This is a genomic window from Microbacterium sp. TNHR37B (assembly GCF_001620065.1).
Taxonomy (GTDB): Bacteria; Actinomycetota; Actinomycetes; order Actinomycetales; family Microbacteriaceae; genus Microbacterium.
On record NZ_LQGV01000004.1, the window covers coordinates 234,414 to 257,122 of the forward strand.

18 protein-coding genes are annotated in these 22,709 nt (G+C 72.8%); 6 read left to right on the forward strand and 12 right to left on the reverse strand.

Going from position 1 to position 22,709, the window contains the following annotated elements; genetic code table 11:
• Positions 1 to 5 precede the first annotated feature (5 nt).
• From AVP41_RS15300 to AVP41_RS15315, 4 genes are read left to right on the forward strand one after another with little or no spacing between them, the layout of a single operon-like run.
• Positions 6 to 1,208 (forward strand): DUF993 family protein, encoded by a 1,203-nt coding sequence (locus AVP41_RS15300; protein WP_067166629.1) that lies wholly within the window; start codon positions 6 to 8, stop codon positions 1,206 to 1,208.
• Positions 1,205 to 2,131, forward strand: a complete 927-nt coding sequence (locus AVP41_RS15305) for a sugar phosphate isomerase/epimerase family protein (RefSeq protein WP_067166630.1) — start codon at positions 1,205 to 1,207, stop codon at positions 2,129 to 2,131. Before AVP41_RS15300 ends, AVP41_RS15305 begins: the two co-directional genes overlap by 4 nt.
• Positions 2,128 to 3,183 (forward strand): LacI family DNA-binding transcriptional regulator, encoded by a 1,056-nt coding sequence (locus AVP41_RS15310; protein ID WP_067166631.1) that lies wholly within the window; start codon positions 2,128 to 2,130, stop codon positions 3,181 to 3,183. Before AVP41_RS15305 ends, AVP41_RS15310 begins: the two co-directional genes overlap by 4 nt.
• Complete coding sequence (locus AVP41_RS15315) at positions 3,180 to 4,355, forward strand: glycerate kinase (RefSeq protein ID WP_067166634.1); 1,176 nt, start codon at positions 3,180 to 3,182, stop codon at positions 4,353 to 4,355. The genes AVP41_RS15310 and AVP41_RS15315 overlap by 4 nt, the downstream gene beginning before the upstream one ends.
• Before the next feature lie 29 nt (positions 4,356 to 4,384).
• Here AVP41_RS15315 and helR read toward each other — a convergent pair whose 3' ends face one another.
• The 5 genes from helR to AVP41_RS15340 form a co-directional block, all read right to left on the reverse strand.
• Complete coding sequence (gene helR / locus AVP41_RS15320) at positions 4,385 to 6,517, reverse strand: RNA polymerase recycling motor ATPase HelR (protein ID WP_082829291.1); 2,133 nt, start codon at positions 6,515 to 6,517, stop codon at positions 4,385 to 4,387.
• Between the two features lie 104 nt (positions 6,518 to 6,621).
• On the reverse strand, positions 6,622 to 7,050 hold the full coding sequence (locus AVP41_RS15325) for a GIY-YIG nuclease family protein (RefSeq protein ID WP_067167223.1): 429 nt from the start codon (positions 7,048 to 7,050) through the stop codon (positions 6,622 to 6,624).
• 274 nt (positions 7,051 to 7,324) lie between these two features.
• Positions 7,325 to 8,686 (reverse strand): pyridoxal phosphate-dependent decarboxylase family protein, encoded by a 1,362-nt coding sequence (locus tag AVP41_RS15330; protein ID WP_067166635.1) that lies wholly within the window; start codon positions 8,684 to 8,686, stop codon positions 7,325 to 7,327.
• Entirely contained in the window at positions 8,683 to 10,407 is a 1,725-nt protein-coding gene (locus AVP41_RS15335) for an amidase (protein ID WP_067166640.1), read from the reverse strand. Before AVP41_RS15335 ends, AVP41_RS15330 begins: the two co-directional genes overlap by 4 nt.
• Entirely contained in the window at positions 10,404 to 11,447 is a 1,044-nt protein-coding gene (locus AVP41_RS15340) for an agmatine deiminase family protein (protein WP_067166642.1), read from the reverse strand. Before AVP41_RS15340 ends, AVP41_RS15335 begins: the two co-directional genes overlap by 4 nt.
• A 66-nt stretch (positions 11,448 to 11,513) precedes the next feature.
• Between AVP41_RS15340 and AVP41_RS15345 the strand changes: the two genes are divergently transcribed.
• Entirely contained in the window at positions 11,514 to 12,119 is a 606-nt protein-coding gene (locus tag AVP41_RS15345) for a TetR/AcrR family transcriptional regulator (RefSeq protein ID WP_067166643.1), read from the forward strand.
• Between the two features lie 136 nt (positions 12,120 to 12,255).
• Here AVP41_RS15345 and AVP41_RS15350 read toward each other — a convergent pair whose 3' ends face one another.
• From AVP41_RS15350 to AVP41_RS15360, 3 genes are read right to left on the reverse strand one after another with little or no spacing between them, the layout of a single operon-like run.
• Positions 12,256 to 13,617 (reverse strand): NAD(P)/FAD-dependent oxidoreductase, encoded by a 1,362-nt coding sequence (locus AVP41_RS15350; RefSeq protein ID WP_067166649.1) that lies wholly within the window; start codon positions 13,615 to 13,617, stop codon positions 12,256 to 12,258.
• Positions 13,618 to 13,630: 13 nt separating this feature from the next.
• Positions 13,631 to 15,004: an aspartate aminotransferase family protein gene (locus AVP41_RS15355; RefSeq protein WP_067166652.1), complete on the reverse strand. Its 1,374-nt coding sequence runs from the start codon at positions 15,002 to 15,004 to the stop codon at positions 13,631 to 13,633.
• Positions 15,005 to 15,027: 23 nt separating this feature from the next.
• On the reverse strand, positions 15,028 to 16,557 hold the full coding sequence (locus tag AVP41_RS15360) for a CoA-acylating methylmalonate-semialdehyde dehydrogenase (RefSeq protein WP_067166662.1): 1,530 nt from the start codon (positions 16,555 to 16,557) through the stop codon (positions 15,028 to 15,030).
• 95 nt (positions 16,558 to 16,652) lie between these two features.
• On the opposite strand from AVP41_RS15360, the gene AVP41_RS15365 reads away from it, so the two are divergent.
• Entirely contained in the window at positions 16,653 to 18,317 is a 1,665-nt protein-coding gene (locus AVP41_RS15365) for a PucR family transcriptional regulator (protein ID WP_231902791.1), read from the forward strand.
• A 30-nt stretch (positions 18,318 to 18,347) separates the two neighbouring features.
• Here the strand turns inward: AVP41_RS15365 and AVP41_RS15370 are convergent, their stop codons facing one another.
• Genes AVP41_RS15370 through AVP41_RS15385 form a run of 4 tightly spaced genes read right to left on the reverse strand, consistent with a single transcriptional unit; the run spans position 18,348 to position 22,684 of the window.
• A complete protein-coding gene (locus AVP41_RS15370) occupies positions 18,348 to 18,689 on the reverse strand; it encodes a cupin domain-containing protein (RefSeq protein ID WP_067166667.1) in 342 nt (113 codons plus the stop codon).
• Positions 18,686 to 20,122, reverse strand: coding sequence for an NAD(P)/FAD-dependent oxidoreductase (locus tag AVP41_RS15375; protein WP_067166670.1), 1,437 nt, complete (start codon positions 20,120 to 20,122; stop codon positions 18,686 to 18,688). The genes AVP41_RS15370 and AVP41_RS15375 overlap by 4 nt, the downstream gene beginning before the upstream one ends.
• 28 nt (positions 20,123 to 20,150) lie before the next feature.
• Positions 20,151 to 21,815 (reverse strand): amidohydrolase, encoded by a 1,665-nt coding sequence (locus tag AVP41_RS15380; RefSeq protein WP_067166673.1) that lies wholly within the window; start codon positions 21,813 to 21,815, stop codon positions 20,151 to 20,153.
• A gap of 8 nt (positions 21,816 to 21,823) precedes the next feature.
• A complete protein-coding gene (locus AVP41_RS15385) occupies positions 21,824 to 22,684 on the reverse strand; it encodes an ABC transporter permease (RefSeq protein WP_067167229.1) in 861 nt (286 codons plus the stop codon).
• Positions 22,685 to 22,709 lie beyond the last annotated feature (25 nt).

Here is a 22,709-nt window from a genome sequence, read left to right on the forward strand (position 1 = left end):
ACGTCATGACCGAGCTCCCCCTCCTCTCCTCCCACGGCGAGGTCCGCCGCGTCCCGCTGGCCGCCCCGGCCGAGCGCGCACGTCCCGCGGGGCCGCTGCGCAGCCGTGTCGCCTATGCCGCCGCTCACGTCGTCCCGCTCGTGTCGGGTGACAACACACCGGGACGCCCGGCCGAGATCGACTGGGACGCGACCCTCGCCTTCCGCCGGCACGTCTACTCGTGGGGATTGGGCGTGGCCGACGCCATGGACACCGCCCAGCGGAACATGGGGCTGGACGCCGCCGCTACCCGGGAGCTGATCGCCCGCTCGGCGCAGGTCGCCCGAGAAGAGGGCGGCGCGGTGGTCGTCGGGGTGAACACCGACCATGTCGACGCCGAGCACCTCACCCTGACCGAGGTCGTCGACGCGTACACGTCGCAGCTTCACTTCGCCGAGGAGCAGGGTGCGGGGCCGGTGCTCATGGCCTCCCGTCACCTTGCGCGCGCCGCCGCGTCGGCCGAGGACTACCGCCGCGTGTACCGCGAGGTGCTGACCGCGGCATCCGTTCCGGTCGTGCTGCACTGGCTCGGCACGGCGTTCGATCCGCAGCTGGCGGGCTACTTCGGCGCCGACGACTGGCGAGCGGCGGCCGAGGTGTTGCTGGAGGTGATCGCCGAGAACCCCGACAAGGTGGCCGGGGTGAAGATGAGCCTCCTCGACGCCGAGTCGGAGGTCTCGGTGCGCGAGCGACTGCCCGAGGGCGTGCGCATGTTCACGGGCGACGACTTCAACTACGTGGGGCTCATCGGCGGGCGCGACGTGCCGGACGCCGCGCAGCCGCCCCGAGACGCCGCGTCGCCCCGGCAGCACTCCGACGCGCTGCTGGGTGCCTTCGCCGCGATCGCCCCCGTCGCCTCGGCCGCGATCCAGGCGCTCGACGAGGGCCGTCCCGACCGCTACCTCGCGATCCTCGGCCCCACCGAGGGGCTCAGCCGCCAGGTGTTCGCGTCGCCGACCTTCTACTACAAGACGGGGGTCGCCTTCCTGTCGTGGCTGAACGGCCACCAGGCGGCCTTCCAGATGGTGGGCGGCCTGCACTCGGCGCGGAGCCTCCCGCACCTGTCGCGCATCGTCGAACTCGCCAATGCCTCGAGAGCGCTGGAGGATCCCGGCCTCGCGGCGGCGCGTTGGACGGCGATGCTCCGACTGAACGGGGTGGACGCGTGACCGTGCCCGATCCGCGCCTCTCGATCAACCAGGCCACCATCAAGCGTGCCGACCTCGCCACCGCGTTGCGGGTCACGGCCGAGGCAGGCATCGAGGCGATCGGACTGTGGCGGGAGCCCGTGCAGGAGGTCGGCCTGGCCGAAGCCGCGCGCATGCTCGCCGGATCCGGCCTGCGATTCACCACGCACTGCCGCTCGGGGTTCTTCACGATGCCCGAGGGGCCGGCTCGGCGCGCGTCGATCGACGACAACCGGCGGGCGATCGACGAAGCGGCGACCCTGGCCGCGGCCGGCGCCCCCGGCTCCACCGCGGTGCTCGTGCTCGTCGCCGGCGGCCTTCCCGAGGGATCGCGCGACCTCGCGGGGGCGCGCGAGCGGGTGCGCGACGCGATCGGGGAGCTCGCTCCCGATGCTGCTGCCGCCGGAGTGACCCTCGCGATCGAGCCGCTGCATCCGATGTATGCGTCCGACCGCTGCGTGGTCTCGACCCTCGGTCAGGCCCTCGACATCGCGGCCGACTTCGACCCTGCCGTCGTGGGGGCCGCCGTCGACACCTTCCACATCTGGTGGGATCCCGAGGTGCTGCCCGCCATCGCGCGCGCGGGCCGCGAAGGACGGATCGCGACGTACCAGGTGTGCGACTGGAAGACCCCGCTCCCCGCCGACGTCCTGCTGTCGCGCCACTACCCCGGCGACGGGGTGATCGACCTCGGCACCCTCACGCGCGCCGTGGTCGCCACCGGGTACGACCGCGACATCGAGGTCGAGATCTTCCACGAGGAGATCTGGGACACCGAGCCCGCCGAGGCGCTCCGGCGCACGGCAGCGGGCTTCGCGGCCGCGGTCACCCCGCACCTCCCGCCGATCGCGGGTCCGGATCCCGGCACGCCGCCCGCGAGCACCCCCCTAGAATCACGAACATGACCGACGACGCCTCCGCTCTTCCGCGCGTGGGCGCGGTGACTCTCGACGACGTCGCGCGAGAGGCGGGAGTGTCGCTGGCAACGGCGTCGCGTGCGCTCAACGGCTCCACGCGCAAGGTCGCGGACTCCTACCGTGAGCGCGTGGAGGCGGCCGCGGCGCGACTGGGGTACACCGCGAACCTCTCGGCGCAGGCCACGGCACGCGGCACCTCGGCCATCATCGCGCTCCTGGTGGCCGACATCGCCGACCCGTACTTCGGTCAGATCGCCTCCGGGGTCGCGCGCGGCGCCGACGAGGCGGGGCTGATCGTGACCGTCGCCATCACCGAGCGAGACCCCGAACGTGAGGTGCGGCTGGTGCGGGCGCTGCGAGGGCAGCGGCCGCGGGGGCTGATCCTGGCGGCATCGCGCTCGTCGTCGGAGCTGTCGCGGGAGCTCGCCGCCGAGATCGACCTCGTCTCGGCCGCGGGAGGCCGCGTCGTCGCGCTCGGCGCCGACGTGCCGGGCGTCCGGACCGTGACTCTCGACAACCGGGGCGGTGCGGAGGCGCTCGGCGCCGCGCTCGCCGAGCGCGGGTATCGGGAGGCCGTCGTGCTGGCTGCGGCCGAAGGCACCATCACCTCCGACGACCGCGTCGGCGGCTTCGTCGCGGGCTTCACGGCGGGAGGCGGCACCGCGCCCCGCATCCTGCGCGGGACCTTCAGCCGCGACTCGGGGCACGAGCTCATGACGCAGGCGCTCGCGGAGGGGATCACCCCCGGCACCGTCGTGTTCGGCATCAGCGACGTCGTGGCCATCGGGGCCCTCGCCGCTCTCCGCGCGGCCGGCCGGAGCGTCGGCGACGACGTCGCCCTCGCCGGCTTCGACGACATCCCCACCGGCCGCGACGTGTCGCCCGCGCTCACGACGGTGCGCATCCCGCTGGAAGACGTGGGCTACCAGGCCTTCCGCGCGGCGACCGACGCCGACTGGGCGGGCGAGTCGGAGACGCTGCGCCTCGAGGTGCTGCTGCGGGAGAGCACGCCTCCGCGACCGGCGCCACCGTCGCGATGACCCGCGTCGTCGTCGCCCTCGACAGCTTCAAGGGCTCCCTCGGGGCGGCTGCCGCCGTCGCCGCTCTGGCGGAGGGATGGCGCGAGACCGACCCGACGGTCGTGATTCTTTCGCGGCCCATGGCCGACGGCGGCGAGGGGACGCTGGATGCCTTCGCGTCGGCCGTCGCCGATGCGGAGCGGGTGCCCGTCGCCGTCCGCGGCCCGCACGGGCGCACGGTGACCGCTTCGTGGCTGCTGCTGCCCGCTGCGCCGGTCTCCTCGGGCTCCCCGGGCGCGACGGAGCGGGGCGAGGTCGCCCGGGTCGGCGTGGTGGAGCTCGCCGCGACGAGCGGGATCGAGCTCCTCGGGGGCGACCTCCGGCCGTGGGACGCCGACACCGTCGGGTTCGGCGAGGCGATCGCTGCGGCCCTCGATCGCGGCGTCGATCGCCTCGTCGTCGGGATCGGCTCGTCGGCGTCGACCGACGGCGGGGCCGGGATGCTGACGGCGCTCGGTGCGCGAGTGCTCGACGCGGACGGGGCGCCGGTCGCGCCCGGGGCCCGTGGGCTGCGCGAAGCGGCCTCGCTCGACCTTTCCGGACTCCGCCCGCTTCCGCCGGGCGGGGTGACCGTGCTCTCCGACGTCACCCACGTGCTCACCGGGCCCGCGGGCGCCGCTGCCGTGTTCGGGCCGCAGAAGGGCCTGGGCCCCGACGACGTGCCCCTCGTGGATGCCGCCCTCGCCCGCTGGGCCGACCTCCTCCGCGCGCATCCCGGTCTGTCGGGTGCCGACCCCGACCTCCCCGGAGCTGGAGCGGCGGGAGGGACGGGGCTGGCACTCGCCGCATGGGGCGCGCACCTGCGGCCCGGCGCCGACGACGTGGCCGACCTCGTCGGGCTCGATGAGGCGCTCGCCGCCGCCGACGTCGTGGTCACGGGGGAGGGCGCGTTCGACGGGCAGTCGATGGCGGGCAAGGTTCCCGGCCGCGTCGCCGCGCGGGCCGCCGCCGCGGGCGTGCCCGTCGCCCTCGTCGCGGGGCGGATCGATCCCTCGGCAGATGTGTCCGCCTTCGCCGCGACGGTGTCGCTCACCGAGCGGGCAGGCGGCGCGCGCGAGTCCCTCGCCGACCCTGCGCGGTGGCTGCACGAGGCCGGCCGCGACCTTGCCCGCCGGTTCGCCGAGCGGCACTGACCTCTCCCGTCGCGCCGAGTGGCTCTGTCCTACCCGTCCGTCGCAGCGGGAGACAGCACGACCAGCTCCCTCGTCGCGCGGGTCATGGCGACATAGCGATCGACGGCGCCGGTGAGACCCGCACCCAGCCGGTCGGGGTCCACGAGCACCACGAGGTCGAACTCGAGCCCCTTGGCCTCCCAGGGGGAGAGGGACCGGACCCGGGGGTGCGTCTTCCGCGGCTCTGCACCGACGACCACGGCGATCCCCTCCTCGTTCCGGGTGAGCCATTCCCCGAGGACGGCGTCGAGGTCGCCGGGCACCCCGGTGCGGACCGGAACGCCCGTCGCGCGGACGGAGACCGGGACGTTGGCGTCGGCAAGCGCGGCGCGGATGACGGGAGCGGCGACCTCCATCACCTCCGCGGGGGTTCGGTAGTTGATCGTCAGCTCGGCCCGCGTCGCGCGGTCCAGGCCCAGGCGGGAGAGTCTCTCCTCCCACGACTCCGGGAACCCCTCCCGCGCCTGGGCGCGATCGCCGACCACCGTCACGCTGCGCGAGGGGCACCGCCGCAGCAGCATGCGCCACTGCGCGTCGGTCAGCTCCTGCGCCTCGTCGATGATGAGGTGAGCGAACGTGCCGGTCACCGCATCCGCGGCGGGCGCTCCCTCCTCGCCTTCGAGGAGACTGTTCTCGGCGTCCTGGCCGGTGAGGATCGACATCAGTTTGAGGTCGCTGTCGTCGGCGGCGACCAGGTCTTCCACGACGCGGGCGCGCACCTCCCGCTCCGCCGCCTGCGACACCGCGCGGCGGTGGCGGCGGCGGACCTCCTCGGGGTCACCGATCCGGGCGCGCGCCTCGTCGAGGAGGGGGAGGTCGGCCGTCGTCCACGCCGCCGGGTCGGGTCGGCGCAGGAGAGCGCGCTCCGCGTCGGTGAGAAAGGGAGCGCACTCCTGCAGGTACGACGGAACGCGGTACAGATCGGCGACGACGCGGGCGGGGTCGAGGATCGGCCAGGCGCGGCGGAACGCGCGACCCAGCTCCTCGTCGCGGGCGAGTGCCCGGTGCACCCGCACCAGATCGCCGTCGACGTCTCCGTGCTCGTCCACGAGGATGTCGAGGAGCTCCTCCCACACCTGGTCGCGGGCGTCGTTGTGGGGGAGGGTGCGGTCGGCGGTGGCGAAGGCGTCGGCCCAGTGCTGCGGGGTCACCCAGAGGTCGCTCCACGGCGTCTCCACGAGGAGCGGTCGCGTCGGCGGCTGTTCGTACACGCGGACGGCCGGCTCGACGGCGTCCAGCAGGCACGCGTCGCCCTTGAGCCGCGCGACACGAGGGTCCTCCTCCGTGCCCGCGGTCGCACCTTCCGGAACGAGGTCGCGCGGGGTGCACAGCAGCACGCCCTCTTCGCCGAGGCTCGGGAGGACGTCCTCCACGTACGCCAGATAGGGGGTGTGCGGCCCCACGACGAGGATGCCGCCCTTGCCCGGTCCCAGTCTCGGATCGGCGTACTGGAGGTAGGCGGCGCGGTGCAGGGCGACGACGGTCTTGCCCGTCCCCGGACCGCCGTCGACGACGAGGGCCCCCGCCGCGGGAGCCCGGATGATGGCGTCCTGATCGGCCTGGATGGTTCCGAGCACGTCACGCATGCGCGATGACCGGGTGGCGCCGAGACTCGCGATGAACGCGGACTGGTCATCGGGGGAGAGGTCGGCGGTGACCTCACCGTCGAAGATCTCGTCGCCGTAGTCGATGACCGCCCCTCCGCGCCACCGGTAGCGTCGCCGGCTGCGCACCCCGTTCCGGTGGGCGAGGGTCGCCGCGAAGAACGGCTCGGCGGCCGGCGTCCGCCAGTCCATGAGCAGAACCTCTCCGTCCTCCCCGCTGATGCCGAAGCGCCCGATGTACTGGACGGAGCCGTCGTCGTGGACGAGCCGGCCGAGGCACGCGTCGATGCCGAAGCGTCGGAGGATCCGCAGCCGCGCCGTGATCCGGTGGACGGCCAGGTCGCGTTCCAGGGCGGCCTCTCCGTGTCGCGCGGGAGTGCGCAGCAGCTCGGCACGGCGGCGCTCCAGGCCGGCGCGTTCCTGAGTCAGGGCGGTGGCGATGGCGGCGAACCGTCGCTCGTCGGCCGCGATGCGTGCGGGCGCGGCCTTGTCGGAAAGGTGGGGCGGAAGAGCGAACACGGGTCTCCTCGTCAGCGGGCGGCCGACCAGTATCCGCCCCGCGGGGGCCCTTGCCGCAAGCCCCCACCCCCGCGATATCCTGGAGGTGGCAGGCGGAGCGGCTCTCAGCGATCGCGGTAGGCCTCCGCCACCCACCGGGCGTACGACTCCCACGGCGCCGCCCCCTGGCCCACGGCCACGATGTGCGCGAACAGCCGCGCGTCGGCGCGGAACCACTCACCGCCCTCGCGGAGGTCGGCGAACTCGCGGTGTCGCTGTTGCTCGAGGTCGCGCCCGCCGCGCTCGAAGGCGAGGAGTTCCTCGTGCCGCACGGCGGACAGGCGCTGTCGCGGCCGGTGGGAGGTGCCGATCTTGATGCGCTCCCGCCAGCGCACGTAGTAGACGACGTCGATGCGCGGTGGTGGCAGATCCGGATCGGGGGCGTCGCCCACTCGCCATCCGCACACGGCGCATCGCCATCCGCCCTGGCCGCGAGAGCCCCGCGGGTCTCCGCAGAGCCGGCACGGCGCCGGGAGGAGATCGTCGGAGGTCACGAGCGCGATGCTAGACGCCGCCACCGACGCGCCCCGCGCCGTAAGCGGACTGTTACCAGATGCGCGGGCCCGACGTCAACGGGGCGACCCCGCCGGGGGTCATCCCTTACCGTGGGGTACGCAACATCAGGTGGGACAGGGTCGAGCAGGCGGTGTTTCGGGTCACCGTTCTTCTCCCCGGCCACCGGAGAAGGTCCCGGCTGATCGGCTTCGGCGCGGGGCCTTCTCCCGTTCCGGTCTGTCTTTCCGGTTGCCGGCTGCGCTCGGGACCGGGTCACCGCATCGTGTCGAGGATGCCGGTGAGGTGGTCGAACGTCGTCCGCGGATTGAGGATCGCGAACCGGGCGTTGGTGCGGCCGGCGTGGCTGGAGGGCGTGACGAAGGCGTGCTGCTCGTCCAACAGCCGGTTCGACCACGCGACGTAGTCCGCCTTCTCCCAGCCGATGCGCTCGAAGACGACGACGCCGAGCTGTGGTGGGCGCACGAGCTGCACCTCCGGCCGCGCCTCGATCTCCGCGGCGATCCGCTGTGCGAGCTCCAGCGACGCCGTGATCGCGTCGCGATAGACGGCCGCCCCGTACGTCGCGAGCGAGAACCACAGCGGGAGTCCCCGGGGGCGGCGCGTGAGGTGGGCGGCGAAGTCCGAGGGGCTCCAGTCGCTCGTCTCGGTGAGGGTGTCGAGGTACTCCGCGTGCTGGGTGTGCGCGCGACGTCCGAGCTCGGGATCGCGATAGATCAGCGCGCACGCGTCGAACGGGGCGAACAGCCACTTGTGCGGATCGACCACGAGGGAGTCGGCGTGCTCCACCCCCGCGAAGCGGTCGCGGGCGCGGGGGCTGAGCATGGCCGCCAGCCCGTAGGCGCCGTCGACGTGGAGCCAGACGCCGTGCGCGCGTGTCTCCGCCGCGATGCCGGCGAGATCGTCGACGATCCCGAAGTTCGTCGAGCCCGCGGTCGCCACGACGGCGAACACACTGTCCCCGTGTGCCTCCAGCGCCTCGCGGACGGCCTCGCCGCGCAGCACGCCGCCGGAGTCGGGCGCCACCGTCACGACGTCGACGTCCATCACGCGCGCCGCGGAGGCGATCGAGGAGTGCGCCTCCGCGCTGCAGACGATCCGCCAGCGGTCGGGGCGCGCGCCGGCGTCGGCCGCGGCGTGCCGGGCGGCCACGAGCGCAGAGAGGTTTCCGAGCGTGCCGCCCTGGACGAACGCCCCGCCGGCTCCCGTCGGCAGCCCGAACTCCGCCGCCAGCCAGCGCAGCACCTCGTTCTCGGCGTGCACCGCTCCGGCTCCCTCCAGCCACGACCCGCCGTAGAGGGCGCTCGCCGAGACGACGACGTCGAAGGCAGCCGCCGCCTTCGAGGGCGCGGAGGGGATGAACGAGAGATAACGCGGATCGTCTGTCGTGATGCAGGCGGGGGCCAAGACGTGTTCGAACACCCCGATCGCCTTGCGCGCGCCGATCCCGTCCTCGTCGATCGTGCGTCCGGCCAGGCGCGCGAGCTCGGCGGCCGGCAGCGGCTTGTCCAGCGGAGTGTCCTGGGACAGCAGGCGACGGCGGGAGTAGTCCAGCACGAGGTCGACGATCGCGCGGGTCTCCTCGGTCACGTCGTGCATGCGGGCGGAGTCGGTCATCGGGGGTCTCCTGAGCGGGGCGGCGGAGCGAGGGGCGGCGTGAGCGGGGGCGCGACGCGGCGAGGGGCGGCGGCCTCGATCGCGACCGCCAGACGCAGCAGGGCGTTGTCATCGTAGGCGCGACCGGCGAGGGTCAGCCCCACCGGCATGCCGATGTCGGGGAGCATCGCCAGGGGAACCGTCACGGTCGGGATGCCCAGATGCCGGATCGCGAGGTTTCCATTGGCGATCCAGGTGCCGTTGCGCCACCCGAGGTCGGCGGAGGCGGGGACGACGTCCATGTCGGCGGGAGCGATGTCGGACACGGCCGGGAAGACGACGGCGTCGAGCGCGAGCGCGTCCATCCACGCCTCGAGGTCGATCCGTCGGGTCTCCTCGAGTCCGCGCAGTCCGTCGGCGAGCTCGGGCATGTCGTCGAGGGTCGCGTGCGGGTGGTCGCGCACCCATCTCGGGTAGTCGGCGATGTCGTCGTCGAACCCGGTGTACCGGTCGGGGAGGGCGCCGGGCGGCGGGGGGAAGATCCGATCGCCGTCGACGTCGGCGAGGCTCGACAGTCGCGGATCGCCGTTGGCGGCGAGGAAGTCCTCCCACGCCCAGGCGGAGAGGTCGAGGATCTCGCGCCGGAGGAAGGCGGGGGAGACGAGGCCCCGCGTGCGGATCGTGGGAGCACCGCGGCGGTCCCCCTCGTATCTGCTGACGACGGGGAAGTCGACCTCGACGACCTCCGCGCCGGCCGCCTCCAGCGCGCGCCGGAGCGCCCGCCAGGCGGCGAGGATCGTGGGTCGCGTGATGATCGCCTGCCCCGTCGGGCCGCCGATGCCGGTTCCGGTGCCCGCCTCGGGGTCGGCCCCGACGTACATGCGCGGCACGCCGAGCCGTCGGCCCGCGAGCGTCGCCCCGTCCGCCAGGTCGCGGTACGAGTTCGGGCGCACCGCGGAGGCCGCCGGGAGGACGACCCAGGGCTGCGTCCGCCAGAAGTCGCCCCGGGAACCGGGGTCGTCGGCCACCACGACGTCGAGCACCTCGAGGAGGTCGGCCATCGTGCGGGTGTGAGGGACCACGACGTCCATCGTCGGGACGAGCGGCCAGTTGCCGCGCACCGAGATGACGCCCCGCGACGGCGTGTAGGCGCACAGGCCGTTGTGCGAGGCGGGACCGCGGCCGCTGGACCATGTCTCCTCGCCGAGCCCGAACGCGGCGAAACTGGCCGCGGTGGCCGTGCCGGAGCCGTTGGAGGATCCGGATGCGAACGGCGCGGTGAGAAACGCCCGGTTGTAGGGGCTCTCGGCTCGCCCGTAGAGGCCGCGCTGCATGCCGCCGTTCGCCATCGGCGGCATGTTGGTCAAGCCGAGGCAGATGGCGCCGCCGCTGCGCAGGCGCTCGATCGTGAAGGCGTCGCGCTGAGCCACGAGGTCGGCGAAGGCGGGCGATCCGGCCGCGGCGGTGAGACCGGCGACGAGGTAGCTGTCCTTCGCGGTGTACGGGATGCCCTCCAGCGGCCCGTGCCCCTCTCCGCGGGAACGCCGCTGGTCGCTCGCCTCGGCTTCGGCGCGTGCCGCGGGGTTGCGGACGACGACGGAACGGAGCGCGGTCGCGGTGTCCGGGCCGTCGTACGCGTCGATCCGTGCCAGGTACGCGTCGACGAGATCCACGGCGCGCACGTCTCCCGACTCCAGCGCGCCGCGAAGCTCGGCGATCGAGGCCTCGACGACGTCGATCACGAGCGGGCCGCCGCGGGGACGCGGGGTTGCTGCTGGGTGATGCAGTGGATGCCGCCGCCGCGCGCGAAGATCGGCCGCGCGTCGACGGTGACCACCTCGCGCCCGGGATAGGCCTCGGCGAGGATCGCGGCGGCGCGGGCATCGGCATCCGGTTCCCCGAAGCCGCACGCGATCACGCCGCCGTCCACGACGAGGTGGTTGACGTAGCTCCAGTCCACCACGCCCTCCTCGTCGCGCAGGGTGGCGGGGGCGGGGAGGTCGACGATCTCGAAGCGTCGGCCCGCCGCATCGGTCTGCTCCGACAGCACGGCTCGGAGCTCCCGCGTCACGGCATGGTCGGGGTGGCCGGGGTCGCGCTGGTCGTGGAGGAGCAGGCGGCCGGGCGAGGGGATCGTCGCGACGATGTCGACGTGCCCGTTGGTGCCGAAGTCGTCGTAGTCGCGGGTGAGTCCGCGGGGGAGCCAGATCGCTGTCGTCGCACCGATCGTGCGGGCCATCTCCGCTTCGACGCGTGCCTTGTCGGCGTAGGGATTGCGGCGCGGGTCGAGCTGGACGGTCTCGGTGAGCAGGACAGTTCCCTCCCCGTCGACGTGGATGCCGCCGCCCTCGTTGACGAGCGTCGAGCTGACCAGCTCGGCGCCCGCGGCCGCCGCGACGATCCGGGCGTGGGCGGCGGACTTCTGCCACTGCGCCCACGCCGGTGCTCCCCAGCCGTTGAAGATCCAGTCGACCGCGCCGAGCGCTCCCGAGGCGTCGTCGACGACGAAGGTGGGGCCGGAGTCGCGCATCCAGAACTCGTCCACCGGCGCCTCCAGGAGCGTGACCTCACCCGGCAGCATCCGCCGGGCGCGCGCGGACTCCGCCGGATCGACGACCATCGTGACGGGCTCGAAGCGGGCGACCGCCGTCGCGACGGCCGTCCACGCGGCATACCCCTCCTCGCGGAGCGCGGCGGTGTCGCCGAGCGTCTCCCCCTCGGCGGGAAAGGTCATCCAGGTGCGCTCGTGTGGGGCGGTCTCTGCGGGCATACGCCAAGCCATCGCGATCTCCTCGGGGGTGCGCTACCTTGTTGATCGAGCGATCAATAGCAGGGAGCGTATCGAGCGATGGATGCCGCGTCAACCGATCAGCCGCACGACGGCGCCCGTCCGCGCGTGCGGAAGACCCCGGAGGAGCGGCGCGCGGAGGTTGCCGCGGCGGCGCGGGAGATCGCGCGGGAGCAGGGCCTGGACACGCTGACGCTGCGGGCCGTAGCCGCGCACATGGGGGTCGCTCCGGGACTGGTCGCGCACTACATCCCGAGCATGGACGACCTGGTCGCCGAGGCCTTCGGCAGCCTCGTCGCCGAGGAGCTCTCGGACGTCGTCGCGGTGATCGCGCGGGTGGATGCCCCGCGGGAGCGTCTGGCCCGTCTCCTGGACACCCTCCTGGACGGCAGCCGCGTCGACATCACGCAGGTGTGGGTGCAGGGATGGGCGATGGGCGCGCGGAACGAGGCGCTCGCCGCGCGGGTGCGCACCGAGATGGACGATTGGCAGGCGGCGATCGCCGCCGAGATCCGTCGCGGCATCGATCGCGGCGAGTTCGCCCCCGGCGACGCCGCGACCACGGCGGGGCACCTGCTGGCGATGATCGACGGTCTCAACGCCCATTCGCTCGTGCGCTGGACCGCCGTCCCGCACCCCGCGCGGCTCCTCGACCTCCTGCTGTAGTCCCCCCCGGCCTCCCGGCCTCCCGGCTTCCGGCCTCCCCCGGCACTGCTCAGGTGGCGCAACACGCTGCTATCCGCGGGGCATAACAGCGTGTTGCGCCACCTGTGCAGGCGAGGGTCCGGCCCGGGCCTCTCGATCAGTGGCGGCCGGAGACGACGTCGGCGATGCGGGCGACGGGGGAGGTGCGGGATCGGCCGCGCGACTCCTGCCGGTCGGCGAGGTGGTAGGCGGCGTACAGCCCCTGCACGGCCAGCCAGCGCAGCGGCTCCGGCTCCCAGCGCCGGGCCTGATGCCCGACCCAGGGGAGCGTCGTCCGCTCCGTCTCCCGGCCCAGCACGAGGTCGGCGAGGGTGCGCCCGGCGAGGTTGGTCGTCGCCACGCCGGTGCCGACGTAGCCGCCCGCCCACCCGATCCCCGTGCCGCGGTCCAGACCGACCGTCGCCGACCAGTCGCGGGGGACCCCCAGCACGCCCGCCCACGCGTGATCCACCGGCACGCGTGCCGCCGCGGGGAAGAACGAACGCAGGAGCGCGGTGAGGTTCTCGATCGTCCGGGTCTGCGTGCGGCCGTCGGAGTCGACGCGCGAGCCGTAACGGTAGGGCACTCCGCGTCCGCCGAACGCGATGCGGTCGTCGGCCGTGCGCTGCGCGTACATGTACACGTGTGCGCCGTCGCCGAGCGTGGTCGCGCCGTTCCAGCCGATCTCCTCCCAGGCCTCCGGAGGCAGGGGAGCGGTCACGATCATCGACGAGTTCATCGGCAGCCAGGTGCGGTGCTCCCCCGCGAGGTCCGGAGTGAACCCCTCCGTGGCGCGGAGGACGTGCTCGGCCCGCACGACGCCGCGATCGGTCACCGCCCGCCCGGGTTCGATCGCCCGCACGGTGGTGTCCTCGTAGATCCGCACGCCGCGCCGTTCCACCGCGGCCGCGAGGCCGCGCACCAGCTTGGCAGGGTGCAGGCGCGCGCAGTGGGGGTGCCAGACCGAGCCGACGGCCCCCGCCACCCGGACGTGCGCGGCCGTCTCCGCCGCGTCCCCGAGCCGGACATCGGTGTGGGGCCACGTGTTCTCCTCGGCGAAGAAGGCACGCAGCCGGCCCCACTGCGCGGCATTGCGCGCGACGGTGAGCTCTCCGCCCTTGCGGATGTCGGCGTCGATCCCCTCGTCGCCGGCGACGCGGATCACCTCGTCCACCGTCTCGTTCATGGCCCGCTGCTGACGTGACCCGCCCTCGCGGCCGTAGGCTTCCCGGCCGCCGGTGACCGAGTTCGTGAGCCATCCGCCGTTGCGTCCCGACGCGCCGAACCCGGCGAACCGCCGCTCCAGCACGACGATGCGCAGGTCGGGCTGCAGGGATGCGAGATAGTAGGCCGCCCAGAGCCCCGTGAAGCCCGCGCCGACGATCGCGACGTCGACCTGCATGTCGCCGGGAAGCGGTGGGCGGCTCTCCGGGAGACCGATCTGCTGCCACCAGTGCGAGACGCCCCCGTTGCCGGTCATCGGCGGCCGCTCCTCAGCCTCGCGCCGCGTCGTCGGCCACCGCGAGGGCGGCGTCGATGATGTCGAGCCCGCGGACGAGGTCCTCCTCCGAGATCACGAGGGGCGGGGCCACGTGCACCCGGTTGAAGTGCGTGAACGGCCACAGCCCCGCCTTCTTGCAGACAGCCGCGAACGCCGTCATCGGGGCGGCGTCGGCGCCGGTGGCGTTGAACGGCACGAGCGGCTCCCGCGTCTCCCGGTCGCGGACCAGCTCGATCGCCCAGAACAGTCCCCGTCCGCGCACCTCGCCCACCGACGGATGCGCCTGGGCCATCTCCGCCAACCGCGGCGCCACGACGCGCTCGCCGAGGTCCCGCACCCGTTCCAGGATCCCGTCACGCGCGAAGACCTCGAACGTGGCCACCCCGGGCGCGCACGCCAGGGGGTGCCCGGAGTAGGTGAGGCCGCCGGGGAAGGACACCGTGTCGAAGTGGGCGGCGATCCGGTCGGAGATCACGACTCCTCCCAGCGGCACGTACCCGGAGTTCACGCCCTTCGCGAAGGTGATGAGATCGGGGACCACGTCGAACGCCTGGAAGGCGAACCACTCGCCGATGCGTCCGAAACCGACCATGACCTCGTCGGCGATGTAGACGATCCCGTACTTGTCGCACAGGGCGCGGACCCCGGGGAGATACCCCGGGGGCGGAACGAGCACGCCGTTCGTGCCGACCACCGTCTCCAGGATGATCGCCCCGATCGTGGAGGCACCTTCGAGCACGATCGTCTGCTCCAGGTGGGCGAGCGCGCGCTCGGTCTCCTGCTCGGGGCTCTCGGAGTGGAAGGGTGACCGGTACGCGTACGGCCCGAAGAAGTGGACGACGGAGGCGTCGGCCGGCTCGTTCGGCCAGCGCCGCGGGTCACCGGTGAGGGTGATCGCCGTCGAGGTGTTGCCGTGGTAGCTGCGGTACATCGCCAGCACCTTGCGTTTGCCGGTGACCAGGCGCGCCATCCGTACCGCGTTCTCGTTCGCGTCTGCGCCGCCGTTGGTGAAGAACACCTTCGACATGCCATCGGGGGCCACCTCGGAGATGCGGCGGGCGAGGTCGCCGCGCACGTCGTTGGCCATCGACGGCTGGATGGTGGCCAGCCGGCCGGCCTGCTCCTGGATCGCGGCGACGAGGTCGGGGTGCTGGTGGCCGAGGTTGAGGTTGACCAGCTGCGACGAGAAGTCGAGGTAGCGCTGGCCGTCGTAGTCCCAGAACGTGGCGCCCTCGCCCCCGGCGACGGGGAGCGGATCGATCAGCGCCTGCGCGCTCCAGGAATGGAAGACGTGGCCGCGGTCGTCGGCGCGGACGCGCGCGTCGGTCGTCGCGGCGTCGGGGGTGAGGCTGTCAAGGGTGGTCATCGTGTGCTCCGGATCGTCGGGGGTCAGGAGTTCTGGGGGAAGCCGAGGTTGATGCCGCCGTGTGCGCCGTCGCCGCGCGTCGCGGGGTCGATCCACCGTGCGGTGACCGCCTTCTCGCGAGTGAAGAAGTCGAACCCGTGCGCGCCGTAGGCTTTGGCGTCGCCGAACAGCGACTGCTTCCAACCGCCGAACGAGTGGTAGGCGACGGGGACGGGGATCGGCACATTGATGCCGATCATCCCCACCTGCACCTCGTGCTGGAAGCGCCGGGCAGCACCGCCGTCGTTGGTGAAGATCGCCGTGCCGTTGCCGAACCGGCCGGAGTTGATGAGGTCGACGCCCGCCTGGAACGAGGGGACGCGGACGACCGACAGCACCGGTCCGAAGATCTCCTCGGTGTAGGCGCGCGAGGACGTGGGCACTCTGTCCAGCAGGGTCGGACCGAAGAAGAAGCCGTCTTCGTGCCCGTCGACGGTGAGGCCGCGACCGTCCACGACGACCTCGGCGCCGTCCCGCTCGGCGGTGTCGACGTACGCGGACACGGTGTCGCGATGGGCACGGGTGATCAGCGGCCCCATGTCGGGCTCGCCCGCGTCGTCTCCCGCGCCGTTGCCGATCCGCAGCCGAGCGATCCGGTCGCGGATCTTCCCCACCAGGGCGTCGGCCACCGGGTCGACCGCGAGCACCACCGAGATCGCCATGCAGCGCTCGCCCGCGGCGCCGTAGCCCGCGTTGACGGCCTGATCGGCGACGAGGTCGAGGTCGGCGTCGGGAAGGACCAGCATGTGGTTCTTGGCTCCGCCGAGAGCCTGCACGCGCTTGCCGGTGCGGGCGGCGTTCTCGTAGATGTACTGGGCGATCGGGGTGGAGCCGACGAACGAGATGGCCTGCACGACGGGCGAGTCGAGCAGGCCGTCGACGGCTTCCTTGTCGCCCTGCAGCACCGTGAACACGCCGTCGGGGAGCCCCGCCTCCTGCCACAGCCGCGCCAGCCACAGGGCCGCGGAGGGGTCTTTCTCGCTGGGCTTGAGGATCACGGCGTTGCCGGCGGCGATCGCGATCGGGAAGAACCACATGGGCACCATGGCGGGGAAGTTGAACGGCGAGATGATGCCGACCACGCCGAGGGGCTGGCGCAGCGAGTACACGTCGATGCCGTTGGACGCGCTCTCGGAATAGGCGCCCCGAACGAGGCTCGGGAAGCCGCAGGCGAGCTCCACGACCTCCTGGCCACGGAGGATCTCGCCCATCGCATCCGAGCCGACCTTCCCGTGCTCGGCGGTGATGAGCTGCGCGAGCTCTCCCTTGCGGGCGTTGAGGAGCTCGCGGAAGGCGAAGAGCACCGCCTGGCGCCTGGCGATCGACGTGCTGCGCCACTGCGCGAAGCCCCGCTCGGCCGAGGCGATCGCGGCGGCGATCTCGGACGCGTCGGCCAGGGCCACGCGGGCGGTCTCTGCCCCGGTCGCCGGGTTGAACACGGGGGCGGTGCGCCCGCTCGTCGACGCGGTCTCGGCGCCGTCGATCCAGTGGCTGATGATCCGCTCGTCCGTCATGGGAACCCTTCGGTCTCGGGGCGATGTCGGACAGATCGTACGATCATCACCTAGGCTGAGAATCCCAGTTTTGCAGAGCGGAAGAGGGGCGCCGGGTGCCTGAACGTCGCGAAGAATCCTCGATCCAGACGGAACGTCCGATCCCGCACGAGAGTCTCCCGACCGTCCGTGAGGTGCTCGCCCTGGACGCGGTCGAGGCGGGCCATCCCGAGGTGCTCGTCGGGGGTGCGGCGCTGGATGCCCGCGTGCGCTGGGTGCACGCGTCCGACAGCGGGGGCGTGGCGCGGCTTCTCGACGGCGGAGAGCTGTTGCTGTCGACGGGCTCGGCGTGGCCGGAGGAGCCGGCGCAGTTGCGCGCCTTCGTGCTCTCGCTCGTCCAGGCCGGTATCGCAGCGCTGATCCTGGAGCTCGGAACGCACTACCGCTACGCGCCGGCCGTCGTGGTCGAGGCGGCTCGCGAGCAGGGGATGGCCCTGGTGGTCCTGCGGCGCGAGGTGAAGTTCGTCGCGGTCACCGAGGCGGTCCACCGCCGGATCATCGCCGATCAGAACGCCGCCCTCCGCGCCCGCGATGACGTGCGCGCCCGGTTCACGGCGCTCGCCCTCCGCGGGTCTCCCGCCGACTACATCGTCCATCAGCTCGCGCAGACCCTTGCCGCGCCCGTCGTCCTCGAGTCTCTTGCGCACGACGTGATCGTCGCCGAGGTGCCGGTCTCCCGCGAGGAGGAGATCCTGGCGCGGTGGGAGGTGCGCTCGCGCCTCGCGCACCGCCGGGGGCCGGGGGACTGGCTCATCGTGCCGGTGGAGGCGCGCGGATTCCGCTGGGGGTACCTCGTCGCCCTTCCCGGCCCGGCGCATCCCGCGGGCCGAGCGGCCGTGCTCGAGCAGGGTGCGATCGCCCTCGCCCTCGGGCGACTGACCGACGGCGCGGTCGACGAGTGGGCGCGCATCGGTCAGCGGCGACTCGTCGACGGGCTCCTCGCGGGACGGTTCGCGGGGCACGCCGACGCCGCTGCGCGGCTGGAGGCGGCGGGGCTCCCGCTCGACGGCGCACGGCTGTACGGGATGGTGGTCACGGGTGGCGAGGTCGAGCCGGCCACGGCCGATGCAGCCGCCACTGTCCTCGGCGGGCGGGCCCTCGTGGGCACCCTGCCGGCCGGGGTGGCGACGGGGCCGGGCGCGACATTGCTCGTGTCGATTCCCGCCCGAACGCCGTTCGACGCCGAGGCGGCCCGGCGCTTCGCGGAGGCGCTGAGCCCCGCCGCCGCGCGCCTCGTCCTCTCGGTGGGGGCGCCGGCGCACGTCCGTGGCGGAGAGGGCGCCGGAGTGGAGGGGACGACCGTGCAGGCCGGAATCGAGCGAGCCCTCACGTCGCTCCAGGAGGCGATCGATCTGGCCCGAGCCCCGCAGGGGCGTCCGGGCCGCGGGCCGCATGTCCGGCGGGCGGAGGAACGCCCGCTGGCGCGACTGGTGACGGCCCTCCGCGACGATCACCGCGTGCTCGATCACGGGGAGAGGATGCTCGCTCCGCTCATCGAGTACGACCTCGCCCGCGGCGGTGACCTCCTCGACGTCCTCGGGGCGATGCTCGCCCACCCCGGCAATCGCACGGCGGCGGCGACGGCGTCGCATCTGTCGCGGTCGGTGTTCTACCAGCGGATCGCGCTCATCCAGGAGCTCCTCGCCGTCGATCTCGACGACGGCGAGATCCAGACGGCGCTGCACCTCGCCCTCCTCGTCCGCCGCTCGGTCGCGCCCTGAGCCGCGTCGCCCGCACCGGAGGGAACCGCGTCAGGCGAGGTAGACCTTGCGGAGGGTCTCGCGGACCGTCCAGACCGTGCGCATGCCGGCTTCCAGCCGCACGATCGCGCCAGGAGTGAGCCCGATCGCCGGAAGCGCGGGGTCGACGAACTCCACCGTGGCGTCCCCGGCGACCACCACGAACACCTCGTCGATCTCGGTGTCGCTCATCGCGCCCGGCGTCATCTCCCAGACGCCGATCCCCATGTCCTCGTCGAGGTCGACCGATCCGGTAGCCGGGCTTCCCGACACGACCTGCGCGGTCGGAACCGGTGTGAGCGTCACCTCGACGTCGGCCGCGGTGACCACGACACCCGCATCCAGCTCCGTCACGAATCGAACCCCAATCCCAGCGCGTCCAGTGTCTTCAGCAGGAGGTTGCGCTTGCCCTCGTTGTGGTCCGCCCGGTCCATCGACCAGCGGGTCGCGTTGATCCCGATCGCCGCCGCCGGCTCGGGCGGGAAGGGGAGCGGTCGCGCGCGGACCATCTGCAGCGCCGTCCGCTCCGTCTCGGAGCCGTCCAGCAGATCCAGCATGACATTGCCGGCGAATCGCGTCGACCCCACGCCCAGCCCGGTGAACCCGGCCGCATACGCCACGCGCCCCGCGCGGGCGGTGCCGTAGAAGGCGGTGAACTGGGTCGAACTGTCGATCGCTCCCGCCCACTGGTGCGAGAACCGCACTCCTTCCAGTTGCGGGAAGGTCGTGAAGAAGTGGCTGGCGAGCTTCGCCCACACGTCGGGCCGGTGCTCATAGCGCGGATCCACGCGTCGTCCGTAGTGGTAGATCGCGTCGTAGCCGCCGAAGAGGATGCGGCCGTCCTGGGTCGGCCGGTAGTAGTGGAACTGGTTGGCCATGTCGCCGATGCCTTGTCGATCCCGCCAGCCGATGTCCTCCCACTGCTGCGCCGAGAGCGGTTCGGTCATGAGGACGTAGTCGTACACCGGCACGGTCATCAGGCGGTTCCGGCGAAGGAGCGAGGGGAAGACGTTCGTCGCGAGCACCGCGTGCGCCGCGGTGACGCCTCCCTCCGCCGTGCGCACGGTGACCCCAGTCGCAGTGGTCTCCAGGCTCGACACCCGTGACCGCTCGAAGATCCGCACACCGCGTTCTTCCGCGGCGCGCGCGAGCTCGGCGGCCAGGCGTGCGGGGTGCACGAGCGCACACGTGCTCTTCTCCCAGATCGCCCCGAGATAGGTCGGCGAGGCGACGGAGGCGCGCGCGGCCTCTTGATCGAGGAAGACGACGTCGGGGTCGGAGGCGGCCTCGTCGCGCCAGTCGTGGAGCCAGGCGAGCTGGTGCGGCTCGACGGCGGGGGCGAGCTGGCCGGTGCGCTCGAACTGCACGTCGAGGCCGAGATCTCTCACCGTCTGCTCGATCTCGTCGAGGTTCTCCCGCCCCAGCCGCTCCAGGGTCTGGATCTCGTCGGGCCAGCGCCGTGCGCCGTTCTCGTGCCCGTGCGTGAGGCTCGCCTCGCAGAACCCGCCGTTTCGTCCGGAGGCCGCCCACCCCACGCGGTTGGCTTCGAGCACGACCACCCGGCGACCCGGGTCGCGGAGGGTGGCCAGGAGAGCCGTCCACAGTCCGGTGTAGCCACCTCCGACCACCACCACGTCGGCCTCGACTGCGCCGCGGAGCGTCGCTCGATCGGGGCGGAGGGCGTCGGGCAGATCCTCCATCCAGAACACGCCCGAGCGGGTGTCGCTCAGGCTGCGTCCGACCACGGCCGGGGTCGGTGCCTGCCGTTCGAAGACGGTGGTTCCCACGGAGTGCTTCCTCTCGAGATGGTGCGCGTCAGCCGGCGGCGTAGACGCGGGCGCCGTCGACGAAGGTCTCGAGCACGCGGGCGGTGCCGATCTCGTCGGCGGGACCGGCGAAGGGATCGCGGTCCAGGACGGCGAGATCGGCGTATTTGCCCACCTCGATCGTGCCGGTCTCTCGTTCCAGGTGGTTCACCCACGCGGAGCCCGCGGTGTAGGCCACGAGCGAGGTGCCGAGGTCGATCGCCTGGTCGGGGAGGAAGGGCTCGTAGTCGCCCTCCTCGTATCCGGGCGCCGCCTGACGGTTGACGGCGGTGTGGATGGCGGCCAGCGGGTTGGGCGAGGACACCGACCAGTCGCTTCCTGCGGCCAGCACGGCACCCGCGCGCAGAAGGTCGCCGAACGGATACTGCCACGCGTCGCGGGGTGCGCCGAGGAACGGAAGGGTGAGCTCGACCATCTGCGGCTCGAGCGTCGCCCACAGCGACTGCATGTTCGCGGCCACGCCGAGCTCGCGGAATCGAGGGACGTCGTCGGGGTGCACCACCTGGATATGCGCGATGTGGTGCCGGTTGTCGCCGCGTCCGTTGCGGGCGATCGCTTCGGCGACCGCGTCGAGGCACTCGCGCACCGCCCGGTCGCCGATCGCGTGGAAGTGCACCTGGAAGCCGAGCGCGTCCAGCCGCGGCACGGCTTCGCGCAGCACCTCGGGATCCACGAAGGAGATGCCGGAGTTGTCGGTGGGATGACCGTGACCGTCGTGGTAGGGCTCGAGCATCGCCGCCGTGAAGTTCTCGGCGACGCCATCTTGCATCACCTTGACGCTGGTGGCCTGGAAGCGTCCGTGGCTGTAGCGCTCGCGGCGTTCCACGAGCGAGGGGATCTGCTCGAGCCCGGACCCCCGGTCCCACCACAGCGCCCCCACGACCCGGCCGGTCAGACTGCCGTCGATCGCGGCCCGCCGGTAGGTCTCGCCCTGGTCGACGAGGTCGCTGTAGTCGCCGATGATCGCGTCCTGCCACGCGGTGATGCCGTAGGCGTGCAGGTAGCGCTGGCCCGCCAGCAGCGCCTCGCGGAGGAACTCGGGCGTGGGATCGGGGATGAGGCGGTTGACGAGCGACATCGCGCCCTCGTGAAGGGTGCCCGTCGGCGTGCCGTCGCCGTCGCGCTCGATCCGCCCGTCCGCGGGATCGGGGGTGTCGCGGTCGATCCCGGCGCGCCGGAGCGCCGCGGAGTTCACCCATGCGCCGTGCCCGTCGCGGTTGGGGAGGAAGGCGGGGCGATCGGGGAGCACGCGGTCGAGCGCGGCCGCCGTCGGCGTGCCGCCGGGGAAGGCGGACATGGCCCAGCCCCCGCCGAGCACCCACTCCGACCCGTCCTCCTCGGTCGGCGGATGGCTGCGGGCGTAGGCGGCGATGAGGTCGAGGTACTCGGCCTCGGTCGCCCCGTCGGCGAGGTCGCAGCGGAGCAGTTCGAGGCCGCCCGACACCGGGTGCACGTGGGCGTCCTGGAAGCCGGGAACGAGCAGTCGTCCCGACAGGTCGACGACCTCCGTGTGCGGACCGATGAGGTCGCGGACCTCCTCGCCGCCGACGGCGACGATCCGTCCGCCCGAGACGGCCACGGCGCTCGCGCGCGAGCGCACCGTGTCGGCGGTGAAGACCGGTCCCCCGTGGAACACGATTTCTGCGTGTGTCATCTCTCTCCTCACGCCCCGCCCATCGTGCGGGCGATGTCGGTGGCCGAGTCTCCGGCGCGTTTGAGGACGACCGCCACGACCGCGAGGGCCACGAGCGTCAGCAGCAGCATGATCGTCGACACGGCCGCCACTTCGGGACGCAGGCCCGAGCGCACCGCCGACAGCACGTACACCGGCCACGGCGTCGTCCCCGAGACCTGCACGAAGGCGGCGACGATCGTGTTGTCGAGGCTCAGCGTGAACGCGAGCAGGAACCCGGCGAGCACGGCCGGCATCGCGAGGGCGAGCGTCACGCGACGGAAGGTCGTGAACGGGCTCGCGTACAGGTCGCTGGAGGCCTCTTCGAGGTTCGCCTCCTGGCCGACCAGGCGCGCCCGGACGACGTAGGAGACCACCGCGGTCGCGAACAGGGAACTGCCGATCGACAGGCGGACGATGCCGTCGTTGAACATCCCGAGCCCCCAGTCCTGGCCGAGAGTCACGAACCAGGGGAGGAGGGCCACGGCGTCCACGATCTCGGGGGTGACCGAGACGAGGAGGAGGAGCCCGAGGAACCACCACACCCACCTCCCGGGATGGCGCGCCATCGCGATGCCGGCCAGGGTGCCGAGCGCCGTCGCGATGATGGCGGAGATGAGGGCCGTGATGAGGGAGACGCGTACCGCGTTCTGCACGGCGGGCTTGTCGAGGATCGTGCGGAACGCGTCGAATCCGAACCCGTCGAACGAGACGAGCAGCCGCCCGGTGTTGAACGAGTAGATGACGATGACGATGATCGGCGCGAACAGGAACAGGAGCACGAGGACGCCCCAGACGTTCAAGGCGATGTCGCTCCACGACCGCGGGGCACGGCGGCCGCTCCCCAGCATGCTGCCGTCGCGCTGGCGGAGGATC

Bases quoted from the DNA above. Each gene is read 5' to 3' on its own strand.
- AVP41_RS15300 (WP_067166629.1), top strand. From the start codon at position 6: ATGACCGAGCTCCCCCTCCTCTCCTCCCACGGCGAGGTCCGCCGCGTC.
- AVP41_RS15310 (WP_067166631.1), top strand. From the start codon at position 2,128: ATGACCGACGACGCCTCCGCTCTTCCGCGCGTGGGCGCGGTGACTCTC.
- AVP41_RS15315 (WP_067166634.1), top strand. From the start codon at position 3,180: ATGACCCGCGTCGTCGTCGCCCTCGACAGCTTCAAGGGCTCCCTCGGG.
- AVP41_RS15330 (WP_067166635.1), bottom strand. From the start codon at position 8,686: ATGACCGACTCCGCCCGCATGCACGACGTGACCGAGGAGACCCGCGCG.
- AVP41_RS15340 (WP_067166642.1), bottom strand. From the start codon at position 11,447: ATGGCTTGGCGTATGCCCGCAGAGACCGCCCCACACGAGCGCACCTGG.
- AVP41_RS15345 (WP_067166643.1), top strand. From the start codon at position 11,514: ATGGATGCCGCGTCAACCGATCAGCCGCACGACGGCGCCCGTCCGCGC.
- AVP41_RS15350 (WP_067166649.1), bottom strand. From the start codon at position 13,617: ATGACCGGCAACGGGGGCGTCTCGCACTGGTGGCAGCAGATCGGTCTC.
- AVP41_RS15355 (WP_067166652.1), bottom strand. From the start codon at position 15,004: ATGACCACCCTTGACAGCCTCACCCCCGACGCCGCGACGACCGACGCG.
- AVP41_RS15360 (WP_067166662.1), bottom strand. From the start codon at position 16,557: ATGACGGACGAGCGGATCATCAGCCACTGGATCGACGGCGCCGAGACC.
- AVP41_RS15380 (WP_067166673.1), bottom strand. From the start codon at position 21,815: ATGACACACGCAGAAATCGTGTTCCACGGGGGACCGGTCTTCACCGCC.
- AVP41_RS15385 (WP_067167229.1), bottom strand. From the start codon at position 22,684: ATGCTGGGGAGCGGCCGCCGTGCCCCGCGGTCGTGGAGCGACATCGCC.